Raw genomic sequence first — 20,333 nt, 5'->3', positions numbered from 1 at the left:
CCAACCCAATCATTGTCGTATGCTGGGAAATGTATTTTCATTGTGTTATTATTATCCTACGAGGAGACAGAGATGATCAAACCACGATTAGCAGCCTTTGCCTTGATAACAATGCTGCTGGCTTCCTGTGCAAGCATTCCACCGTCACAACAGGAAGACTCGGTACTGACTGTTCTGCAGATGCTGGAGCAGCATCAAGCCGACGAGCTCCTGCAGCATAGCAGAACACCGTTCCTGCTTGATGCAGAGATTATTGATTCTCATAGTGATATAGCAGTGCTATGGAACTTACTGGGTTCCAGGGCTTTCAGCTTCCCTTCACCGGAGATCATAGGTATTGAACCGGTCTCCGATAGCAGTTACCTGCTGTTTGGTGATACTATGGAAGTGCGGGTATTTTTTGAACGCTACCTTTCTGAGGATGCTGCAGTTGCCGAGATCAGAGCGGGAGATAAAACCTATCGCTTTATTTTTGCTGACCGTATTGGAGGACGAAACAGTCTGCCACTTATGTTCGGCTGGAAGGGGCCGCTATAATGAATGCAATAATGAAAAAGAATAACAACAGCACAATCAGATTTCTTACAGCAGCAATGATTCTCCTGCTCTTCCCTGTCATTCTTCCAGCAGAGAATCAGCGTGTCATTTATTCCGAAGGTGATCCGGAACTTCGCAGGGGTTCACGCTCGGAATTTATCTTCCCTGGTACGGAACTCCAGGGAGGAGACAGTATTTACACCGGCATATATGATCTTGTTGATCTTGAGCAGGGAGCTGGCAACACCATCAGGGTGCACCCAGACACAGTCTTTACCGTACGGGAAATCGCTGTCGAGGGTCGAACCGAACGCCAGTTGACAGCATCAAGAGGAGCTGTTGGTTTCAGCTTCTCCCAGCCAGGTGGTTCGAGGAGAGTTGGAACTGCTACTACAGCTGCCGGTGTGCGGGGAACAGAGTTCACAATGTTTGCCGGCACTGATGGATCAGCTTTCTACCTGGTTGAAAAAGGGGAAGTGGAGGTTGCAAGCATGGGACAGAGCGTTACCCTGCTTGCAAACCAGGCTGTTCAGGTAGCACCGAACGAACCTCCCGGAGAAGTAATAAGCTGGGTGGGACGCACCCTGGACTTTTCTGACTGGAATGGTGAGCGTCTTGATGCATTCCTGCAGGACCCACAGGGAAGCCTTTACGGCCTTACTGATCAGCTGGCACGCTTTGCTACCAGTATGGAAAGGACATACATGAGCTATCGGGAAAGCAGCGAACAGCTGGAAGCTGCAAGAACATATATGTATGAACTGCAGAAAGAAGATGTAGATGCTTTCCGGGAATACCGTGATGAGATTGTCTTCCCTCTTATGGTTAATACCGGCAACCTGTATCTGAACACCAGATACTATGCCCTCTCTGCGCTCTCTATGCGCAGGCATGTAGCCGGCAGTCTTTATGTTCACGCCAAGGCACGTGCACTGCTTGACCCAGACAGTGAGTGGGCCGACTATCTGGAAGATCATGCCTATTTCGTTCAGTTCTTTGAATCAAGAATTGTACCCCGTCTTCAGGACGGTGATATTTAATGCAAGCTACAAGGAGAATCACAATGAACAGGAAAATCAGTATTTCACGCTTTTTGGTAATCGGTATTCTGGCAGCAGGGCTGTTATTTGCACTTGGAGGCTGTGATCTGCTTGACAGTCTTTTCACTGTAAACCCACAGCAAAGGGCTGAGAGCTTTATTACAGCAATGAACTCGACCAATCGGGCCGGAGTAAGAGATGCGCATATACATGAAGATGCAGGTGCATATGATCAGATCGGTGAGGAAGGTGCTGAATTCTGGAATATTCCCTTTCCGACAGGCGAAACAGGCAGCTATGCATTGAGTGATGTCGAGGCATCAGGAAGTACAGTTACCGCAACACTTACATCCACTAGCACCTATGAAGACGGTGTTGCGATTGTTTTTAATACCAGACTAAATGACGATGGAGATGCCATGATCTTGAGTATTAGCATTCGTGGCCAGAATATTCTGCAATAATCGCTGAATGACATCTATTCTACACTGTGCTGACCTCCATATGTCCCGTGAAGATCGGGACTATGGAGTGTCAGTTCTTACTGAATTACTGGAAAATACCAAAAACTGCTCCGCTGTCCTCTTTTGTGGCGATACCTTTGACTCATTTCAGGATATGACAGAACTCCGGGAGACTTTCTGTGCCACCGTGCAGTCTATGTGCGGTGAGAGAATGAATGACGGAAGTCTCAAAATTATTCTGCTCCCGGGAAATCATGAGGAACTGCGGGCTCCGGCAGGAGCATCTATGGCAGTAGCTGGTAACTGGGGATCAATTATGTTGGCTGACCAGCTCCCCTTCTCGATTATACCTCATGAGGATGGTGAAATAATTGCCATACCACACCAGGCTGACTACGGAGATTATGCATCCTGGGAGATCCCGCCCCGTAGGGGTACATGGCGCATTGCTATGGCCCATGCAGCCGTTAGCGGCATGCATTTTCTCGGACCTGAGGAAGAGGAAAACGGGAGCATTCTTGATCCTGAGCTGTTTTCCCATTGTCAGGCAGATTATGCAGCTCTCGGTCATATACACAAAGCTGCAGAACAGAGGTACCGCAATATTCTCATGTGTTTCCCGGGATCGGCACGGGTCTGGCGGAAGCATGAAGAAGGAACTCGAGGCTGTTTACGGCTTGATATCACTAAAGGCAGCATTCGGCATGATCGGATCGTATTGCAAGCGGCAGGTCAGTTCAGAACTGTCAATGTACATGTAGGTACTGATGGACAATGCAGTCTTCCCCCGGGATTTGAGATCTCCGGCTTACACCCTGCCGATTGGATACAGCTTGATTTATATGGTGTTGTAGAAAATCTGGATGCAGTTTCTGAATATCTGGAAGATCTGCAGAAACAGATCAATGTGAGAAAAATTTCGGTCGCGAAGAAGCATGTTTTAGAGCTGAAAGGCATACGGACAAACAGTTTTGTAGAGCGCTTTGAAAATAACTGGTCAGAGAAACTCTTGTCTGCGAAAGCCGATTTTGAATCCGGAATCAGTGGTGCACAAAAACAGATAGAGGTACTGCAGGAAGCCAGAATTATCGCTCTCCGGGAAATCTATCAGATACTACAGGGGCAGACATGATCAGCGAAATAAAGCTGTTGTCATTTGGTAAGTTCAGGAATACAGGCTTTCCGCTTGGCAGACTGACGGTCTTCCAGGGACCGAATGAGGCTGGAAAAACCACCATATTTGATGCACTATTTGATGCTCTATGCCGTCCAAAAGCCAGCGGCAGATACGGAAAGATAATGCAGTTCCGATACGGGACTATGCGTGAATCAGAACTAATCTGGGATGCTGATCCCTATGAGATCAATGAAAATGATTTTATGGATATCTGTTCGATCTCTGCATTGAGAGAAGCTCCTCGCTTTGAGGCCGCAGATGGATGGATGGCTCAAATTCGAAATCAGCTTTTTGCGGGTGGAATTAATCCAGGCCTTGTACTTGAGAGACTGGAGACGATGGCTTCCCGAAAAGGCAGTCTGAAGCACAACAGAGAGCTGAAAGAGTTGACTGCACGGAAGCACGAAATTGAACAGCAATTAGCCGAGTTCGAGTACAAGCGTAATGAAAGCCTCCAGTCCCTTGAACAGGCTCAGAAAGATGAATCCGAAATCTCAAGACTGCACGGGGAGCTTACAGAAGTAGAAACCAGGAAAAAGAAACTTGAATCAATGGTAAAACAGTACCATGCAATCTCAAAACGTGAGGGACTGCGAAACTGGCTGCTGGATTTACAGAAAGAGGAAGAACTGCGTAAAAGCAGAAATCAAATGCAGGTGCCACAGGAGTCAGACTTTCCCGGGATCCAGAATCTACAATCAGCTTTGCATAAAAGTGAGCAGGAGTTGCTGCTTTCACGGGAACTTCTCTCTGGTCTTGAGGATGATCTGGCGCAGGAGCAAAAAAAGCTCGGGAATCTCAGAATAGATGAAGTTGCCGCTTCCCAGAGATCGGCTGTAGCAGAGAGTCTGCTAACACGCGTACAGGAGATTCTGCCGACTCTATCCCGAATTGAAGAAAGTTCTGAAAGAACGAGAAATGGACTTGCGTCTACGGGTCTTATCCTGATTTCTGTAGCCATACTGCTTGGTTTGGGTACAGCCGCTGCATCAGCACTCGTTCAGCAGAGTGTGTGGAGATTACCTCTTTTATTTGGTGGTATCAGCCTGTCTATTATTTCCGCCGCATTACTGGTATTCCAGCTCTACCGGAAGAAAAATCTACAATCGAATACACAAAAGAAGGTACTGGAATTACAGGCAAAACTACAGGACTTTCACAGAGAAGCAGCAATTGCTTTGAAACTTGAGCTAAACCCAGGACAAATCGAGTCAATGAGTAACTCCGGGCTTAAACAGGCCACATTGAACCTGATTTCAGGCCTCGAGTCCCTGAAGACAGGAGAGCTCAAACTGCAGCAGCAGATAGAAAACTGTGAAGAGCAGATACAACGCACAGAAAATCGTATACAGGATGTCAGGATACGTATAGAAACAGCAACAAGCCAAAAGATTGAGCTGTCAGGAAATCTTGAGTCTGTACTTGAAAAATATGGAGTGAAGAGCATCCGTGAACTGGAAAATGCTTTCCAGTCAGATAAACGGTCACGTGAGCAGCTTCAGGAAATAGAATCCCGACTCGAAAAAGCCCGATATCACTTTGATATAGATAATAATGAACTGCTTAAAATTGAAATCAACCGACAACTGGATAGTCTGTATCAGCAGATAGAAGAAGAAGATCCCGGTGAATTGCAGCGTAGAAAAACCGAGCAGAAACTCAAGGATTCTGTTTCGCAGGCCCAAGAGCTACAGCATAAACTGCAGCAGCTTCAGATTTCATTCGAAAAGAACCGGACCAGTTACGAAAGCAGATTTTCTTCCCTGCCAGGACGTTTTCTTGAGCTTGAAACAGAGCTGCAGATGGTAAACAGGAATATTTCAGAGCTCGAGCTTCAGCGTACAGCAGCAGCTGCTGCTGCAGAAATAATCCAGGAACTTCATTCAGATACCGGTGAACAGCTTGGCCAGCTCAGTGCACAGGTATCCGATTGGTTCGGAGACATTCTCGGTGTAAGCCGCAGCGTTGATTTTCAGGGCTTCGAACACAGCCAGATTAGAATTCAAGATGCCCGGGGGGAAGCAAGGGCTGTGGAACAGCTGTCCAGCGGCACTCGTGATGCATTTTATCTCGCAGCCCGCCTCGCTATGGTTGCAGAGTCAGACCTACCGGAGGGTATCATTATTCTTGATGATCCCTGTGTATATCTGGATCCGGAACGAAGCCGGCAGGCAGTACGCATACTATTCAGATTTCTTGAAAAAACGAGACATCAAGTCCTGTTTTTCACCAAGGATACAGAATTGGCATCAGAAATCATCACAGCTGCGTCTGAAATCAATGGCCTGAGCATGCAGAGTCACTGCCTGTCCAGGACTTGATTCGGTGATACAGAGGACTGCTATCGGCCACCTTCCTGTGTATGTCTGAGCGCCTTAGGTGCACCAAGTATTTCGGACATGATAACTGCACGTTGCAATTCACTCATACGGCGAAGTCTCTCCGGAATCAGCTGCTTCCGGGAACCGAAGGAATCGCTTCCCGCACCCGACTCAGAAATAGAATGATGATTTGCATCCTGTGACTGCCTGAAATAACTGGACGACTTTTCTGACGCTTTATTAATTCCGCTGCTATGAATTCTGGAAACAGCACGCGTCTCAGGAATGAATACCTTCTTTACCGGCGGGCTGATGTTTTTTACAGTCTCTTCCTCAGCTGGTTTACGTTGCTTGATAAAAAAACGCAGGAATATGATTCCTGCAACCGGAACAAGCACAAGTATCAGCTCTAAAATGTCACTCATTGATCCCTACCCGGCTCCTGATTCTCACCGCCGATCGATCTCCTCATATCTGTATCGGCTTGAATATTGTTTAGCCTGTAATAGTCCATGACGCCTAAATTCCCTTTCCTGAAAGCCTCTGCCACAGCCAACGGAACCTCAGCCTCTGCCAGAACAACCTTAGCTCTATTTTCCTGTACCCTGGCCAACATTTCCTGTTCCTGTGCCTGCGCAGCTGCCCGTCGTTTTTCAGCTTCAGCCTGAAATCTCCGCTTGTCTGCTTCGGCTTGGTCTGCCTGCAATTTTGCTCCGATATTCGCGCCTACATCAATATCGGCTATATCAATGGACAATATCTCGAAGGCCGTTCCGGCATCCAGGCCTTTCTCAAGGACCCTGCGGGAGATCAGATCCGGGTTCTCCAGAACTGCCTTGTATGATTCAGAAGAACCAATCGTCGTTACGATCCCTTCTCCAACCCTGGCTATTATTGTCTCTTCAGTAGCACCGCCAACAAGCCGTTCGATATTGGCACGAACCGTTACCCTTGCCTTGACCTGAAGCTGTATTCCATCCTTGGCAACTGCATCAATTGCTGATTTCCCTTTGGAGGGATCAGGACAGTCTATGACTTTTGGATTTACACTGGTTTTAACTGCTTCCAGCACATCTCTCCCAGCCAGATCTATCGCTGCCGCACGCTGAAACGGCAGGGGAATACTAGCCTTGTTCGCCGCGACCAGAGCCTGACTTACCCGGGCTACATTGCCTCTTGCAAGGAAATGAGTTTCCAGAAGATCAGAATCGATCTCTATTCCCGCCTTTGAGAGCATGATCCGGGCATCCACAATAACCGCAGGTTTGACATGCCGCAGCCACATTCCAATAAGCTTACTCATACCAACAGAAGCACCGGAAAGCATTGCCCTGAACCATAAGCCGAAAAACTTCAGGAATAGAAAGAGCAAGCCGAGAGCAAACAGCCCCATTACTGTATAAGCCGCAACCCAATACATATGTATGCCTCCTTATGCTGTTTTATTAATCCTCCAGAGATTCAACATAGATTACCGAACCCCGGAAACCTGCAACACGAACAGCAGTACCCTGAGTCAGAAAACCGCTGATGCTTTCCACGCTGTAATTTTTTCCGCCGAATCTGGCAGTGCCGGCTGGGCGCAGGGTACTGATGGCAATTCCCTGATCGCCATTCTTGAGTCCCTCTTCACTAAACTCTCCGACACCATGATCTTCTGTACTTTGTCTTCCCGAGGCTGTATCACTGATGAAAGTCTTGAGTGTCAGTCGGTCGAAGAGACGAAGTTTTGCCCCGAAAGTTACCAGCAGGGCAATAGCGGCAAAACCAAGCCCGAGTCCGATGCCTACAGTCCTGGAGTTACGAATCAGAATATCCCATTCCCATGCTGTATCAGGAATTACAAAAGCCTGCATGGACAAAATAATGGAAGCAGAAAGCAGAGCAAGACCACCGATACCGGCAATACCAAAACCTGGCAGTACGAATATCTCAATTACCAGCAAGGACAGTCCGAGCAGGAACAGGATAATCTCGAAGGAACCCATAGTACCCATCAGTGCTGAAGTGCCAAACAAAAGTGAAAATGCGATTATGGCTACTGCGCCAGGAAGTCCGAACCCAGGGGCATTAACTTCCATAAAAACAGCTACCAGAGCGATAAGGATCAGCAAGGACTGAACTACCGCAGACGACAGAATTACGATAGCCCTATCGGCTGTGTCAGGACGCAGTTCAACCAGTACACTGCTTTGTATGTCTCTGGCGAGAAGCAGTTCATCGATACTGAATACCGATCCTGAGGATAAACCTAAACGTTCTGCTTCTCCTGCTGTAAGGGACAGGAGTTTCCCGGAATCGATAAGTAGTCGAGGCTGATCTTCTTCCATTCCATGTTGCCTGAGCAGGATATTCATTTCATCTTCCGGTAATGCGTATCCACGACCGTCAATTTCTGTTTCGAAGAGCTTTATATCACTGTCAACCATTGCCAGTGCAAGGGAAACGGGATATCCATTTTTCTCGGCAAGCGCAGCCATCTGTGTCCTGACTGCGCTGACACTTTTTTCATCGGCCATTGTTGATGTACCGTCCGGTGATGCCATGACCGGAGCAGCCGCCCCTATAGAAGTACCGGGAGACATGTAAATCGCTGAGCTTGCCATTGCAATTAATGCGCCTGCTGACCAGCTAACCCCCATGCTCCCGGAGCCAGAGGTAACAAACGCAATGGTTTCAGCCTGACTGACTGCTCCAATAGCTGCGGCTGTCTGGAGAGCAGAATCAACTCTGCCTCCGAATGTATCAATTGTGAATATCAGGATATCTGCATTTCGTTCCAGGGCTTCGTTAATGCGACGCTGAACGAAAATAGCGGTAGAAGGCTCGATATCTCCCTTGATTGGTATAACAAAGACTTGTGCCGACTCTCCGGCAGCATGGTAGGGAAAGGAGAAGAGAAGCAGAACGGCAAATATAATGCTCTTCATACCTTTAGTGTACGCCATCTAATTGGATAAATAAAGGTAAAATATTGTCTGTCAGCGGCCCGATGTCCATACCCGAATGATTTCAAGACTTTCGGTACAAAGAACAGCATGAGCAAGATATCCGGGACGAAGCATACCTACACGTGGCAGCCCGAGAATTCTCGCAGGATTACTGGTAACAAGGGGAAGGATGCGGGCAAAATCGTAACCGGCAACAATCAGTGCCTGTAGTTCATCAAGCAGCAGTTCAGGACCTGCTGCCTGGATACATTCGAGCTCGCCTTTACTATTGAACACCGGTATGGATCCATAACTGTCAGAACTCAGACTTAGCTGGTGGAATGGCAGGTCATGTTCCATGAAATATTCCAGCACATCTCCGGCATTCAGTTCTGAATCGTCACTGCCAAATCCTGCGGTAATATCCAGTGGAATACCTGCACGCACAAGTGTCTTCATGCTTTCCAGAACATCCCGATTACGATTAATGTGTGTCGGATAGAGCTGGGATGCAGGAATGGCGGATTCCTTCAATATACGCAGCAGCATCTCTGCAGCCGACGTATGGCTGCCCAGATGAAAGTGTGTAATACCTGCTTTTCCGCTGATCATGCCGCCGATTCTGGCGTCCGAGATAATTCTCAGCAATTCACCGAAATCAGGATGTGAAGACCTATGATCACCGATTGCTATTTCACCTATACCAATAATAGGCTTAATGAGTACAATGTCTTTCTGAATCGATCCGGTAATTGTAGGACAGGGAACCCGATAAGCTCCGCTGTACATCCAGGCCGATAAGCCAGCCTCGGAAAAAACCTGGGTGCATGCGAAAAGATCTTCCAGGCTCCTGGTTATGGAATCTGTACCTAACAATCCTACTACAGAACATACGCCATTCTGACGGACATGTTCTGGACTGGCTGGAGCGATTCGTGTTGAAAAGCCACCTTCTCCCCCTCCGCCGGCAAGATGGATATGGGAATCAACAAATCCGGGAACGAGATGAAGTCCGTCGCCTTCGACATACTCGATATTTTCTAGTCCCACAGGATCAAGATCAGGCCCTGTTGCTGCAATGCTATCACCCGCAAAAAGAATATTGGAAATGCCGCAATTCTCGGGATTCCAGAGCCTGACATTCCTGATCAGAGTAAAAAACGGTTTATTGCTCATTAGAGAACCTTGGCAAGGAAATCTTTCAGCCGCGGATGCTTGGGTGAAGAGAATATATCTGCCGGACTCCCTTCTTCGCGAATCTGGCCATCATCCATAAAAAGGATCCGGCTACCTACTTCACGTGCAAATCCCATTTCATGGCTGACAACAACCATTGTCATACCCTCACGGGCAAGAGCACGCATGACATCGAGAACCTCACCTACCATTTCGGGATCAAGGGCACTAGTTGGTTCATCAAAAAGCATAACATCAGGATTCATGGCCAGAGCACGGACGATAGCAATACGCTGTTTCTGCCCTCCAGACAATTTGGAAGGATATTCAAGCGCCTTGTCTTCAAGACCGACCCTTCTGAGCAGTACACGAGCCTCAGCCTCAGCCGTCTCCTTTGAGATCTTCTTCAGTTCGCAGGGGCCCAGCATCAGGTTCGAAAGTACGTTCATATGGGGAAATAGATTAAAATTCTGAAATACCATTCCCATCTTCTGTCGCTGTGCATCGATATTATTATCCGAGCTGGTAATATCTACACCTTCAAAATTTATTTTTCCACCGCTTGGATCTTCCAGTCGGTTAAGACAGCGCAGAAAAGTCGATTTACCGGATCCTGACGGACCGATCACCACCACAACCTCACCCTGTTCGATTGTAACATCTATATTCTTCAGTACATGCAGATCTCCGAAATATTTGTCCAGTCCTTTTACCTCAATCACCGCTTCTTAACCTCCGTTCTGCAATACCGAGTCCCTTTGACAGGGAGAAAGTCATAATAAAGTACAGCAAAGCTGCTACCAGTAACGGCTCCATTGGCCGATATGTAACTCCCCGAACGATAGAAGAATTGTACATGAGTTCTGATATTCCAATTACAGAAACAATAGACGATTCTTTGATAATGACGACGAATTCATTTCCCAGAGCTGGCAAAATATTCTTTACAGCCTGTGGTAGAATAACAAGTTTCATAGCCTTGGATGTATTAAAACCAAGACTGCGTGCAGCTTCCATCTGCCCCTTGTCCACCGCTTGAATACCAGCACGGATTATTTCAGCAACATAAGCCCCTGAATTTATGGATAACGCGATAATCCCGGGAATAAACCTCGAGAGATCAACTCCAAGCACCACTGCCGATGGAATATTAAAAGGAAGCCCATAGTAAATAATAAAAATTTGTACCAGCAGTGGTGTGCCGCGGACAACTTCAATGTATGCACTGGCAAGAAACCTGAATAGTCTTGAGGGACTGAGCTTCAGGAGAGCTACTATCATTCCAATTATGCTTCCAAGAATAACCGTAAAAAACGCCAACACTATTGTGTTGGCGGCTCCACGGAGAAAAATCGGCCAGTAAACCAGTAAAAATGAAAAATCCAAAAGGACCTCCGCGTAGTTGTTAGTTGTTGACTACCAGCTCATTAGCCTCTGCAACAAATCTGTCAATTGTTCCGTCAGCTATCATACGCTGCAGACTCTGATTAATAAGATTGACCAGGTCATCATTGCCTTTCTTGATGGCAACTGCTGAACCGCCTTCAGCATCACCAATGGCAATATCTGTGATTACAAGGTCAGCATTAGCACGAGCATAGCCTTCTGCCACGGGCAGTTCGACTACCAGTGCATCGATCATTCCATTCTTCAGTTCAAGCATGAGGTCAGGTATTCTGCCAAGACTTACAAGACGGCTGTCCGGAAGCTCTTCAGTTACAAGTTCTTCCTGAATAGTGGAGAGCTGAGCGCCCACAGTGCGGCCGGCCAGAGATTCCAGGCTGGTGAAGCGCTCAACATCTTCTGTCCGTACCATGATCCCCTGCTGTGCAACATAATATATATCAGAAAAATCAACGCTTTTAGCCCGTTCTTCTGAAGGGGTCATGCCTGCAATTACAATATCGACCCTGTCGCTGTTAAGAGCCTGCAGAAGACCGTCAAAACCAATGTCCTGTATATCCAGGGTTACAGTGCGCCCAAGGTGCTCACCGATATCACTGGCCAGCTGACGGGCAATTTCAATATCGAAACCGACAATTGTCGCTCTGCCATCCTGCATGATTACAAATTCGTAAGGTGGGTAATCGGCAGACGTTCCCAGTACAAGCTTTCCGTTCTTTTCGATGCGGGAAAGAGTAGTTTGTGAACTACAGCCAAATGAAGACAGCATCAGTGCTGCCAATACAACTATCAGCATTCTCGTTTTCATAATATCTCCTGAATGAATAAAAATACTGATAAAATGTATTTTAATAACACGGCAATTACAAGTATGCAGACTCTTAAACCGGTATTTTTTTAGACATTAAGTGGTCCGGTAATACTCACTGCATCGGGTAGATCCAGCAAAGCAGATGAATCACCGGAAACAAAACTGATTTGTCCCCCACCCTGGTTAGCCACAAGCAAAGAATTATCAGAAAGAATAATAATCTGACGTGGATATGTAGAATGACTTGGAATATCTTTCTCTCGTACCGCCTCGTTTTCTTCCATTCTGAAAACTGAAATACAGTTACAGCCTCTATTGCCGACATATAGCCTGCCGTACTGAAACCCGATGTCCGAAGGAAAGTTCTGAATACTCTTATTATCTGTATTTCCTGATTCAGCCGAATAAACCAGCTGTCTTATACGGTCATCCTCCCAGCTGAATAGACCGAATGCATTTCCAAGCTCAAAGCTTACTGCAAGCATTCCGGCCGCCCAACACATACTGCGGGGACCGCTGCCTGGGGGGCATCCGAATCTCTGTACTAAATCATGCGTTTCCGTGCTGAATACAAGCAGCTCATCTGTACCAAGATCAGCAGCAATGCTGAATCTACCGCAGGGACTGAATATGCAGGAATGTATATGAGGACCTTCCTGTCTGTCTGGAAACCTACCCTGACCGCTGTTCTGGAAATATCCCGTCTGCTGGAGACCTCGATCTGAAATATGGAAAATCTCGACTGAGCCGCTGACATAATGACTAAGCCACAAGGAATCACCAGACATGGTTATATGACAAGGACCTCTACCCTGACATGCTATATTTGCAAGCTCAACCGGTTTTTGCTGATCAGTAACATCGAAGAGCATCAGCCGGCTATCCTCAGCATCTTCATTCGCCACTACCATAAGCTTCCGTGTGCTATCGTAGAGCAGATAGCCTGGCTGCGAACAGGGATCAAAACGATATAGCTCACGTAAAGAGTGATCTCGAGTCTCTGATTCTCTCAGTTCCAGTAATCTGATACCGCCGCTGTAACCAGCGGCATAAAATCTTTGTGTCATACTAAATCCATGTCCTTTGCAGGCTACCAACGATAACGAAAACCAATCTGTGGTGCTGGAGATATCGCGAACTGCTCAGCAAGACTACCCTGAACGCCGGCCCAGGAAAAGGCATACAGAAATTCAACCGGAATCGAAAAATGCCGAAAAAAGATAAAATCAAAGCCTATTCCAAATCCGCTCGTAAATACCGGAACATAAGACCCCATCGTATAGGAGTGGGACCATGTTTCTTCAGAAAACTCACCTTCAATGGCATCTATCATTCCCCTGTGAAGGAGACCAGTCACGATGTACAAGCGTCCATCAAAAGGAAAATGACCGAGCAGGTTGACACTGTTAGAGAAAACAGCCCACTGTAATTCAACACCGATGTTGTAATCCAGTACCTTGTCCCAGATTCTATACCTGGAATCGTCATCAATAGGCTGGTAGAGCGCGCCTCCGCTTACCTGAATTCCGAGATTACTGCCCCACCTGTGATACGACAGCCCTATACCGCTGACTTCACCTGCCTGAACCCCTAATGCATTAGCATTCTCTACATACGCTGGAAGAGTTTCTTCCGCAAAAAGTAATGAAACCGGCGTCAGCAGCATAAGTGTTAACGCCACAACCAATAATTTCTTCATTGTGATATTTCCTTTTTTCCCTCTGGGCAGATAACAATATAGCATTCAAGTACGGTATAAATCAAAAGTCCTGTACCAGTTTCTCTTTTTTTTCTATATTTGGAAAGATGAAAGAGAGTGCCGAGATACGGCTGATAATTACTGGCGGAACATTTGACAAGCATTACGATGAACTAAAGGGAGAATTAACATTCAAGGACTCCCATCTCCCGGATATAATCTCCCACATGAGAATTCATGATGCAGTGAATTTCCAGCTTCTTCAACTGATTGACAGTCTCAGTATGACAGACAGCCACCGGGAGGATATTCTGACTGCTTGCCGCAATGCTGTTGAGAATAGAATAATTATTACCCATGGAACAGATAGAATGCCGGAAACAGCCCGGTATCTCGGGATGCACCATATTCCCAAGGTTATTGTACTCACCGGAGCAATGGTGCCCTATAAATTCACCGGTACAGATGCCCTGTTTAATTTAGGCTCGGCCTTTGCAGCTGTTAACTGTCTCCCGCCTGGTGTTTATATTGCAATGAACGGACGGACATTTACCTGGGAATCGGTCTACAAGGATTTAAATGCCGGTATGTTCCGTTCTGAGACATAGGCGCATGACTAAGGTTGCGCAACATGTAATTTTACATTGGAAATAAAAGGGCGATCCGGGTTATACTGTGTCTATTGGTATGAACACAAGTATTGGAGTAAAAATTACCCATCCCAGGTATGATTATGCACGTCTGTCTCTGTTAAATCGTGCCCAGGATCGTACACGTCATTTCATGACTCTCAGCCCAGGCCAGAAAGAGGCTGATGTTGAGATCCATCTGATCAGAAAAACAGCAGATCTGGAATACCGATCCCTGAAAATTCTGCATCATTTCCATCTGAAAAACCTGCCCATCGAGCAGGATAAAGCTATATCGCTATCAATCCGAAGCCGCTATGACGGGTATAGAAATGCAAGAATCGATATACTATACCAGAACCAGTTACTTGACTCGGCCATGCTTAGCATCCGCCCTGACAGGACTGTACCCTGGTTAATTCCGCTGGCAGCAGTACTGCTTCTCATTGTCCTCATTGGAGGAGGAACAGCAATTTTCCGGGGGCTCGGCAGACCGATGAGAAGAAACACAGAGTACGCAGTTGCATTGCAGTCTGCAGTAACAAGGGATGCTCCGCCTGCGCAGGAAAGGCCCTCTGCACAGGAAAGCCAGGTTGAACCGGAAGTACTCGTAGAGCCCGTAGGGCCCGCTGAAGCGCATGAAGAACCTAAGGACCCTCAAGCCCTCACAACAGACGAGGCTGATCCAGATTCACAATCCGGGATTGTTGAGGAGGCTAGTCCTGCACCTGTTTTTGATCATATCTATATAATCTATTTCAGTCCGAATCAGACATATATTACAGCTGATGCCGAGGAAATTCTTACATCACTTGCGGACAAACTGCAGCAGAGTGATCAGGTGCGCATCAGCGCTGAGGGACATACAGCTGATTATGGAAACTACGAAGAACAGCTTGAGATCAGCCGTCTCAGAGTTATCAACACCCTGGAATTTCTGACTGATGCAGGATGGACTCCGGAAGGAAAAGCCGATACTGCCTGGTATGGTCCGAACTATCCAGTGACCAGAGATCGTGAAAGGCAGCATGAAAACCGTAGGGTTGAAATAAAAATCAGCACTGAACCTGAAAACTGAGTTTAAGCACACATGAGAAGATCTCTACTGAAGGCAGACATCAATCTCGAAAGGCCCATGAGCTGTTCGAAAGGGAATACCCAGTACCGGGCCGATTTTGGGCCAGCTTATTTCATGATTCTCCCCGAGAACTACAATCGGGGGAGAAATATCAATATGCCCGTCATTAAAAGAATTGGCTGCATTGCCGGCTATTATATTCGTAAGTTCGCCTACCATGCCGTTTACCATCTCGCGACGTTCCTGATCACTGCCGGTTTGTACACCCGATTTATCAAGCACCTTGTTTGCGAGGACCCGTGGAAGTCTGAATGCTATAATTCCATGATGGTCACCGGTTACGCCTAACACCCCGGAAATTTCCCATCGATGATTGATTTGATCTCCAACGACATAGATATCGCCAGGAGTGGCTTCTATTCCGAACGACTCACTGAAAAGATTCATGGCTGCTGTAAGAAATGGATTAATTGCTTTTGCCTGCATATGTCCCCCGGGTTCAATGATACTCCAAGAGTAGTCACCAAACAAGCATAAATGACATCATTTTCGGGAATACTTATTCATCTCAAATCAAGAAGTAGGCTGCTGAAAATTTCTTTGTCTGTTTTTGAAAAAGAGCAGAATATTATTTTTCCGGGAAATATATCTTCAGTGGATTTTTCTTCCCTGCCGTAATTGCTGTAGAAGTCTAAAACCGCTGTCAGTGCTGTACGGGCAGCAAGCTCTTTCGGATAACTGTAAACACCAGTGCTGATAGCCGGAAATGCAATAGAAAAGAATTTATGCTCCTGGCTGAGCTCAAGACAGGATATGTAACAGGAATACAACAAGGATTCTTCATTCCGACTGCCTCCCTGCCAGACCGGGCCGACCGTGTGAATAATATGTGATGCCGGTAATTGATATCCGCTGGTGAGTCGAGCCTCACCTACTGGACATCCGCCGATCATTCTGCATTCTTCCTGAAGTTCAGGACCAGCAGCACGGTGGATAGCTCCATCTACTCCGCTGCCCCCCAAAAGGGAACTGTTTGCAGCATTCACTATAGCATCGACAGCAAGAGTACAAATATCAGTATGTATTACTTCAAGTTCTATTTTTAATTCTCCTGAAACAGACCTTGTACGATATACAACCTTCATTGCTGTTTATCCTGACCGGCTGATGGATTGTCAGCTTTGAACCCCAGGATTCCAAGAATAAGTGAGATCGGCCCAAGTACGTACAGCACAGTGTGAAAACTACCGCTCAATGTATACATCATGCTGAATAGATAAGGTCCCAGGGCACTGCCGGCAACAACCCAGGCACTTGCCATTCCGCTGATCTCCCCCAGGTATTTCAGGCCATAGAAGCGCGGCCATACAACTGCTGAATTAATACCAAACAAACCAATACTGATTCCCGAAAACAGTACCAGCATCCAGTATGCACCTGGCAAAATATTCAGAAACGCTATGGAAAGCAGTATCATAAGCATGGAAAATGAATGAGCTATGAGGAAATATTTCAGTTTAGCAAAATCACTCCCCATACTGCCTATTGAGTGTACGATGATCTGAATGAAAGACACCGGCAAAAATATTGCTAGAGCCTGGACCCTTCCTATACCTGCCTCACCAAGAATGGCAACAACATGAAATGTAAAGCCGGTACTCAGAAGACTGGAGAGGCTTATGGTGCCAAGGAAAACCCAGAAACTCAGACTGCGCCTTGCCTCTGCTAATGAAATATCGACTCTTGGTCTCATACCCTCCCGCGTCCTGCTCAGACCAAATCTTCTGAGAAACACAGCTATAGGTTTCAGAACCAGCGGTATGGGTGCGGTATTTACACCGTATGATTCATTCCTGATTTCTTCCTGCATAACTGCGTCATTTTCCGGATGCCGCGAGTTTATTGCGGGAGGATCAGAATAGAGAAAAAGTACGATCAGTGCAAAAACCGGAAACAGCAGCAATCCTAAAATGAACCAGGCACCTTGCCAGCCGGCATTCATAATCAAAAAATTCAATGCCGTTGGTGCAGCAGCAAATCCAACAGGAAGCCCTATACCTAACAGTGCATTCGCAAATCCCCTTCGATCATCGAACCACTTTAAAATCATATTCCGGCTTGTGTTTGTCAACAAACCCTGACCGAAAAACCGTATAAGAAAAAAACCGAACCAGAAACAGATCATGACTGACACAGCAGGGGCTATACCTAAATATATCAGTCCGTCTGTAATTTGCGGAATTGTTACAAGCGTCAGCAGGCTGAGGCCGAGTCCTGTTGCAGCAATGAAGCCGGTTTTTCTGCTTCCGATTCGATCATAGAGCTTTCCGGCATAGGGTTGTGAAAAAGCCGAAGTCAGTGTGCCGAAAAGATAGGCCAGACTTATCTGATCTCTGCTGATCTGCACAGCATCAATGAGGTAGTCAATAAAAGCACTGACACCAATAGTCTGCCCCGGAATAGTCATAAGTAATCCAGCCATGCCAACTGCAAACACAATATTTCTAGGTATGCCTGAGTTATTTTTTGTAAACTTGATGTTCATGTGTCTCATGTTATCATAAGCGCAGAATGCTCTACTACTCTTCTACGGCTGGAAACTTCTATGAATACTCCCGCATCAATCGCTACTGTTTTCGATTCAGGATTGTTATTTCTTCGCAAACTCAGGAAACAGCACCCATTTTCGCAGGAACAGAACGGTGAGCATGCTGTAAATCAAACGGGCGGCAAACGAGCTCAACACTCCGGCAGCAGGCATTTGCCAGAATGGTGCATGAAGATTCATTACTGGAGCAATGATCCCGGCATTTACAATGAACAATACTATGCCATATAGAAACCCAAGCAGATAGATATTCCCCGGTAGAGCAAGGTAACGGTATACAACAAATCCGATATAGAATACGACGGCAAACGCTGCAGAAAAAACCATGTGTACAGTCATACCTGCGATTGGCATCAAGGCTGTATCCAGTAGATGTGAAGGTAGCACCATGCTGGCATTAATCAACATTCCACTCTTCTGCATCCAACCCAATATATGAAATGAAAAGCCGAACACTCCCATTATCATACCTGCGGCAATACCAGCCGACAACATCCTCAATATATTACCACTTTTTGCAGTCTCGTGATCGATTGAGATTCCGTGCTTCATATAAATACTCCTATATAAATATTTTTGGATAGAGTGCAATATATAATATTTTCTATATTGGATCAAGTATATAATTACAAAATCATCTAATTAACTATTGCAGTCTGTACATAGCATTGCTTATGCTGTTTGTATGGATACTGCTCGAAACACACTTGAGACATCTGCATCCCGCTTTCTCAGGCAACATTCCAGGCAGCCATTACACTGGCAGGAATGGTCACTTGAAGCCGTAGAAACTGCTGCAATGCAGAACAAGCCGATATTCGCTACTATCGGTTATTCGAGCTGCCATCTATGCCACGAAGTACTGGCTACAGAATTCACCGACCCTGACATTGTGGCTGTCCTCAACAACAATTGTGTCTGTATTCTGATTGACCGTGAACAAAGGCCGGATATCGATCAGTATCTGGCAGATTTTCTCCTCGCCAGTACGGGAAATATTACATACCCCTATCATGTGTTTCTCAGTCCGGAAATTAAACCTGTACATGCCTTCTGCAAAACCTGTCCCGATGAAGGCAGAAATACCAGGCAGATCCTTGACATGATACAGGACACTTTACGCCTGTATAAATTCAGAAGCAGTGAGCTAAGCCGGTTCACCGTTGAGTGGGATTCACATAAGGCAAAAACGAGCCAGGATCCTGTAGCTGCAATCAAAAGCGATTTCGACCCGGTTCATGGTGGGTTCGGTTATGGTCAGCAGTACCCGCCGTATTCTACTCTGCTCTTTCTGCTGTATTTATGCCCGGAAAAACAGGATCGTGAAATTGACTTCATACTTACAAAAACACTGGATGCAATGGCTATGGGGGGCCTGCATGACCATATAAACGGCGGTTTTTTCAGGTACTGCACCGATAGAGAATGGATGCAGCCACAGTTTGAAAAGCTTCTGATTGATCAGGCCCTGAATCTGTGGATATACAGCCTTGCAGAACGAAGATTTCCGGGTAGGGGTTATGCAGCAGTTGCATTCGGAGTAATCCGCTCTCTGGAAAATCAATTCAGACTTGGCAGCTGCTACGGCACCAGCATTGATGCATCTTCCGAAGGAATCGAAGGTGGGAGGATACTCTGGTCGGCAGACGAACTTGCAGCACACATAAGCAATCAACAGCGAACTGTGCTGAATGATTTATATAAATTTACCAACCCGCTCCAGGGTATAGACAGATACCTCATTACTGCAAAGAAAAATCTACATAACAGGAATTCAGCTCAGGCTGCTTTGAGAGAGCACATGAGACTGGTTAAGCAGGGAAAACCTAGAATCGAACTTGACAGTACAGTTCTGACAGATGTTAATTCCATTTTAGGTATTGCCTTTATCATCGCATCAAGGAATCTTAAAATACCCTATTTGACCAACAGAGCTTTCGATATCTTTTTTTCACTTGAAAGAACCATGCACAGGAGATCATGGCTGTATCACAGCAGCAGCTCAACAAGCGATTTGATGCCCAGCCGTTACGCCCGCGATGCAGCCTCTTTTACTCTGCTTGCCGACTATTTATTTGAACAGTCCTTTGCAATGGAGCAGTATTATAACTCCGCCTTCAGTACTCTTATGCCTTTCTATTCAGGTGACAGAAAATGGATGGAAGCATCCTCACCGGATTTTCTGCCATTGCCGGCATCCTCATTTGATCATCCCTACCCTTCTACCCTGGGCCTGATAGAAATGGTTGAAGCCCGGCGTGAAGTACGACATAACAGATTAGACAGCAGCAGCCCTTATCACCCAGGACTTCAACAGGATTTTATAAATATCTCCAGCATGATCCGCAGAGGCGGTCTGCTTGCTATTTATTCTGATCATGAAATAGATACAATGCGGATTCCAATGAATGCAATGGTGCTTCCAGCCAGAAAAACTGAAAAATCTATATAATCGGGGC

Annotated in this window: 21 protein-coding genes; 8 read left to right on the top strand and 13 right to left on the bottom strand. The window is 46.4% G+C overall.

Annotated features, from left to right (window positions below; all coding sequences use genetic code 11):
• Positions 1–72: 72 nt before the first annotated feature.
• From ACYQ2L_RS06010 to ACYQ2L_RS05990, 5 genes are read left to right on the top strand one after another with little or no spacing between them, the layout of a single operon-like run.
• A complete protein-coding gene (locus ACYQ2L_RS06010) occupies positions 73–537 on the top strand; it encodes a hypothetical protein (RefSeq protein ID WP_460052551.1) in 465 nt (154 codons plus the stop codon).
• 11 nt (positions 538–548) lie between these two features.
• Positions 549–1,577 (top strand): FecR domain-containing protein, encoded by a 1,029-nt coding sequence (locus tag ACYQ2L_RS06005; RefSeq protein WP_460052547.1) that lies wholly within the window; start codon positions 549–551, stop codon positions 1,575–1,577.
• Between the two features lie 23 nt (positions 1,578–1,600).
• Complete coding sequence (locus ACYQ2L_RS06000) at positions 1,601–2,041, top strand: hypothetical protein (protein ID WP_460052544.1); 441 nt, start codon at positions 1,601–1,603, stop codon at positions 2,039–2,041.
• Between the two features lie 7 nt (positions 2,042–2,048).
• Entirely contained in the window at positions 2,049–3,173 is a 1,125-nt protein-coding gene (locus ACYQ2L_RS05995) for a metallophosphoesterase family protein (RefSeq protein WP_460052542.1), read from the top strand.
• Complete coding sequence (locus tag ACYQ2L_RS05990; protein WP_460052539.1) at positions 3,170–5,539, top strand: ATP-binding protein; 2,370 nt, start codon at positions 3,170–3,172, stop codon at positions 5,537–5,539. Before ACYQ2L_RS05995 ends, ACYQ2L_RS05990 begins: the two co-directional genes overlap by 4 nt.
• Positions 5,540–5,559: 20 nt before the next feature.
• Here the strand turns inward: ACYQ2L_RS05990 and ACYQ2L_RS05985 are convergent, their stop codons facing one another.
• The 9 genes from ACYQ2L_RS05985 to ACYQ2L_RS05945 form a co-directional block, all read right to left on the bottom strand.
• The gene (locus ACYQ2L_RS05985; protein WP_460052537.1) at positions 5,560–5,964 is read right to left on the bottom strand and encodes a hypothetical protein; all 405 of its coding nucleotides are present in this window, start codon (positions 5,962–5,964) and stop codon (positions 5,560–5,562) included.
• Positions 5,961–6,959 (bottom strand): flotillin-like protein FloA, encoded by a 999-nt coding sequence (gene floA / locus ACYQ2L_RS05980; protein WP_460052535.1) that lies wholly within the window; start codon positions 6,957–6,959, stop codon positions 5,961–5,963. Before floA ends, ACYQ2L_RS05985 begins: the two co-directional genes overlap by 4 nt.
• 25 nt (positions 6,960–6,984) lie before the next feature.
• Positions 6,985–8,469 carry an NfeD family protein gene (locus ACYQ2L_RS05975; protein ID WP_460052533.1) on the bottom strand — a complete coding sequence of 495 codons (1,485 nt, stop codon included), beginning with the start codon at positions 8,467–8,469 and terminating at the stop codon, positions 6,985–6,987.
• A 51-nt stretch (positions 8,470–8,520) separates the two neighbouring features.
• Entirely contained in the window at positions 8,521–9,645 is a 1,125-nt protein-coding gene (gene iadA / locus ACYQ2L_RS05970; RefSeq protein WP_460052529.1) for a beta-aspartyl-peptidase, read from the bottom strand.
• The gene (locus ACYQ2L_RS05965; protein ID WP_460052526.1) at positions 9,645–10,367 is read right to left on the bottom strand and encodes an amino acid ABC transporter ATP-binding protein; all 723 of its coding nucleotides are present in this window, start codon (positions 10,365–10,367) and stop codon (positions 9,645–9,647) included. The genes iadA and ACYQ2L_RS05965 overlap by 1 nt, the downstream gene beginning before the upstream one ends.
• Positions 10,360–11,031: an amino acid ABC transporter permease gene (locus tag ACYQ2L_RS05960; RefSeq protein WP_460052521.1), complete on the bottom strand. Its 672-nt coding sequence runs from the start codon at positions 11,029–11,031 to the stop codon at positions 10,360–10,362. Before ACYQ2L_RS05960 ends, ACYQ2L_RS05965 begins: the two co-directional genes overlap by 8 nt.
• A 19-nt stretch (positions 11,032–11,050) precedes the next feature.
• Positions 11,051–11,857, bottom strand: a complete 807-nt coding sequence (locus ACYQ2L_RS05955) for an ABC transporter substrate-binding protein (protein WP_460052518.1) — start codon at positions 11,855–11,857, stop codon at positions 11,051–11,053.
• An 89-nt stretch (positions 11,858–11,946) separates the two neighbouring features.
• Positions 11,947–12,927 (bottom strand): lactonase family protein, encoded by a 981-nt coding sequence (locus tag ACYQ2L_RS05950; protein WP_460052515.1) that lies wholly within the window; start codon positions 12,925–12,927, stop codon positions 11,947–11,949.
• Between the two features lie 23 nt (positions 12,928–12,950).
• Positions 12,951–13,559 carry a hypothetical protein gene (locus tag ACYQ2L_RS05945; RefSeq protein ID WP_460052511.1) on the bottom strand — a complete coding sequence of 203 codons (609 nt, stop codon included), beginning with the start codon at positions 13,557–13,559 and terminating at the stop codon, positions 12,951–12,953.
• Positions 13,560–13,666: 107 nt separating this feature from the next.
• On the opposite strand from ACYQ2L_RS05945, the gene ACYQ2L_RS05940 reads away from it, so the two are divergent.
• Positions 13,667–14,167, top strand: a complete 501-nt coding sequence (locus ACYQ2L_RS05940) for an asparaginase domain-containing protein (protein WP_460052507.1) — start codon at positions 13,667–13,669, stop codon at positions 14,165–14,167.
• A gap of 79 nt (positions 14,168–14,246) precedes the next feature.
• Positions 14,247–15,266 (top strand): OmpA family protein, encoded by a 1,020-nt coding sequence (locus ACYQ2L_RS05935; RefSeq protein WP_460052503.1) that lies wholly within the window; start codon positions 14,247–14,249, stop codon positions 15,264–15,266.
• A 24-nt stretch (positions 15,267–15,290) separates the two neighbouring features.
• Here the strand turns inward: ACYQ2L_RS05935 and ACYQ2L_RS05930 are convergent, their stop codons facing one another.
• The 4 genes from ACYQ2L_RS05930 to ACYQ2L_RS05915 form a co-directional block, all read right to left on the bottom strand.
• On the bottom strand, positions 15,291–15,752 hold the full coding sequence (locus tag ACYQ2L_RS05930) for a chemotaxis protein CheX (RefSeq protein ID WP_460052499.1): 462 nt from the start codon (positions 15,750–15,752) through the stop codon (positions 15,291–15,293).
• A 77-nt stretch (positions 15,753–15,829) separates the two neighbouring features.
• Complete coding sequence (locus ACYQ2L_RS05925) at positions 15,830–16,411, bottom strand: macro domain-containing protein (RefSeq protein WP_460052496.1); 582 nt, start codon at positions 16,409–16,411, stop codon at positions 15,830–15,832.
• A complete protein-coding gene (locus ACYQ2L_RS05920) occupies positions 16,408–17,811 on the bottom strand; it encodes an MFS transporter (RefSeq protein ID WP_460052493.1) in 1,404 nt (467 codons plus the stop codon). The genes ACYQ2L_RS05925 and ACYQ2L_RS05920 overlap by 4 nt, the downstream gene beginning before the upstream one ends.
• Before the next feature lie 105 nt (positions 17,812–17,916).
• A complete protein-coding gene (locus ACYQ2L_RS05915; RefSeq protein WP_460052489.1) occupies positions 17,917–18,426 on the bottom strand; it encodes a hypothetical protein in 510 nt (169 codons plus the stop codon).
• A gap of 133 nt (positions 18,427–18,559) precedes the next feature.
• On the opposite strand from ACYQ2L_RS05915, the gene ACYQ2L_RS05910 reads away from it, so the two are divergent.
• On the top strand, positions 18,560–20,326 hold the full coding sequence (locus ACYQ2L_RS05910) for a DUF255 domain-containing protein (protein ID WP_460052486.1): 1,767 nt from the start codon (positions 18,560–18,562) through the stop codon (positions 20,324–20,326).
• Positions 20,327–20,333: the final 7 nt, after the last annotated feature.

It is taken from the genome of Spirochaeta dissipatitropha (assembly GCF_054657935.1).
This window is presented reverse-complemented; position numbering and strand designations above follow the sequence as displayed.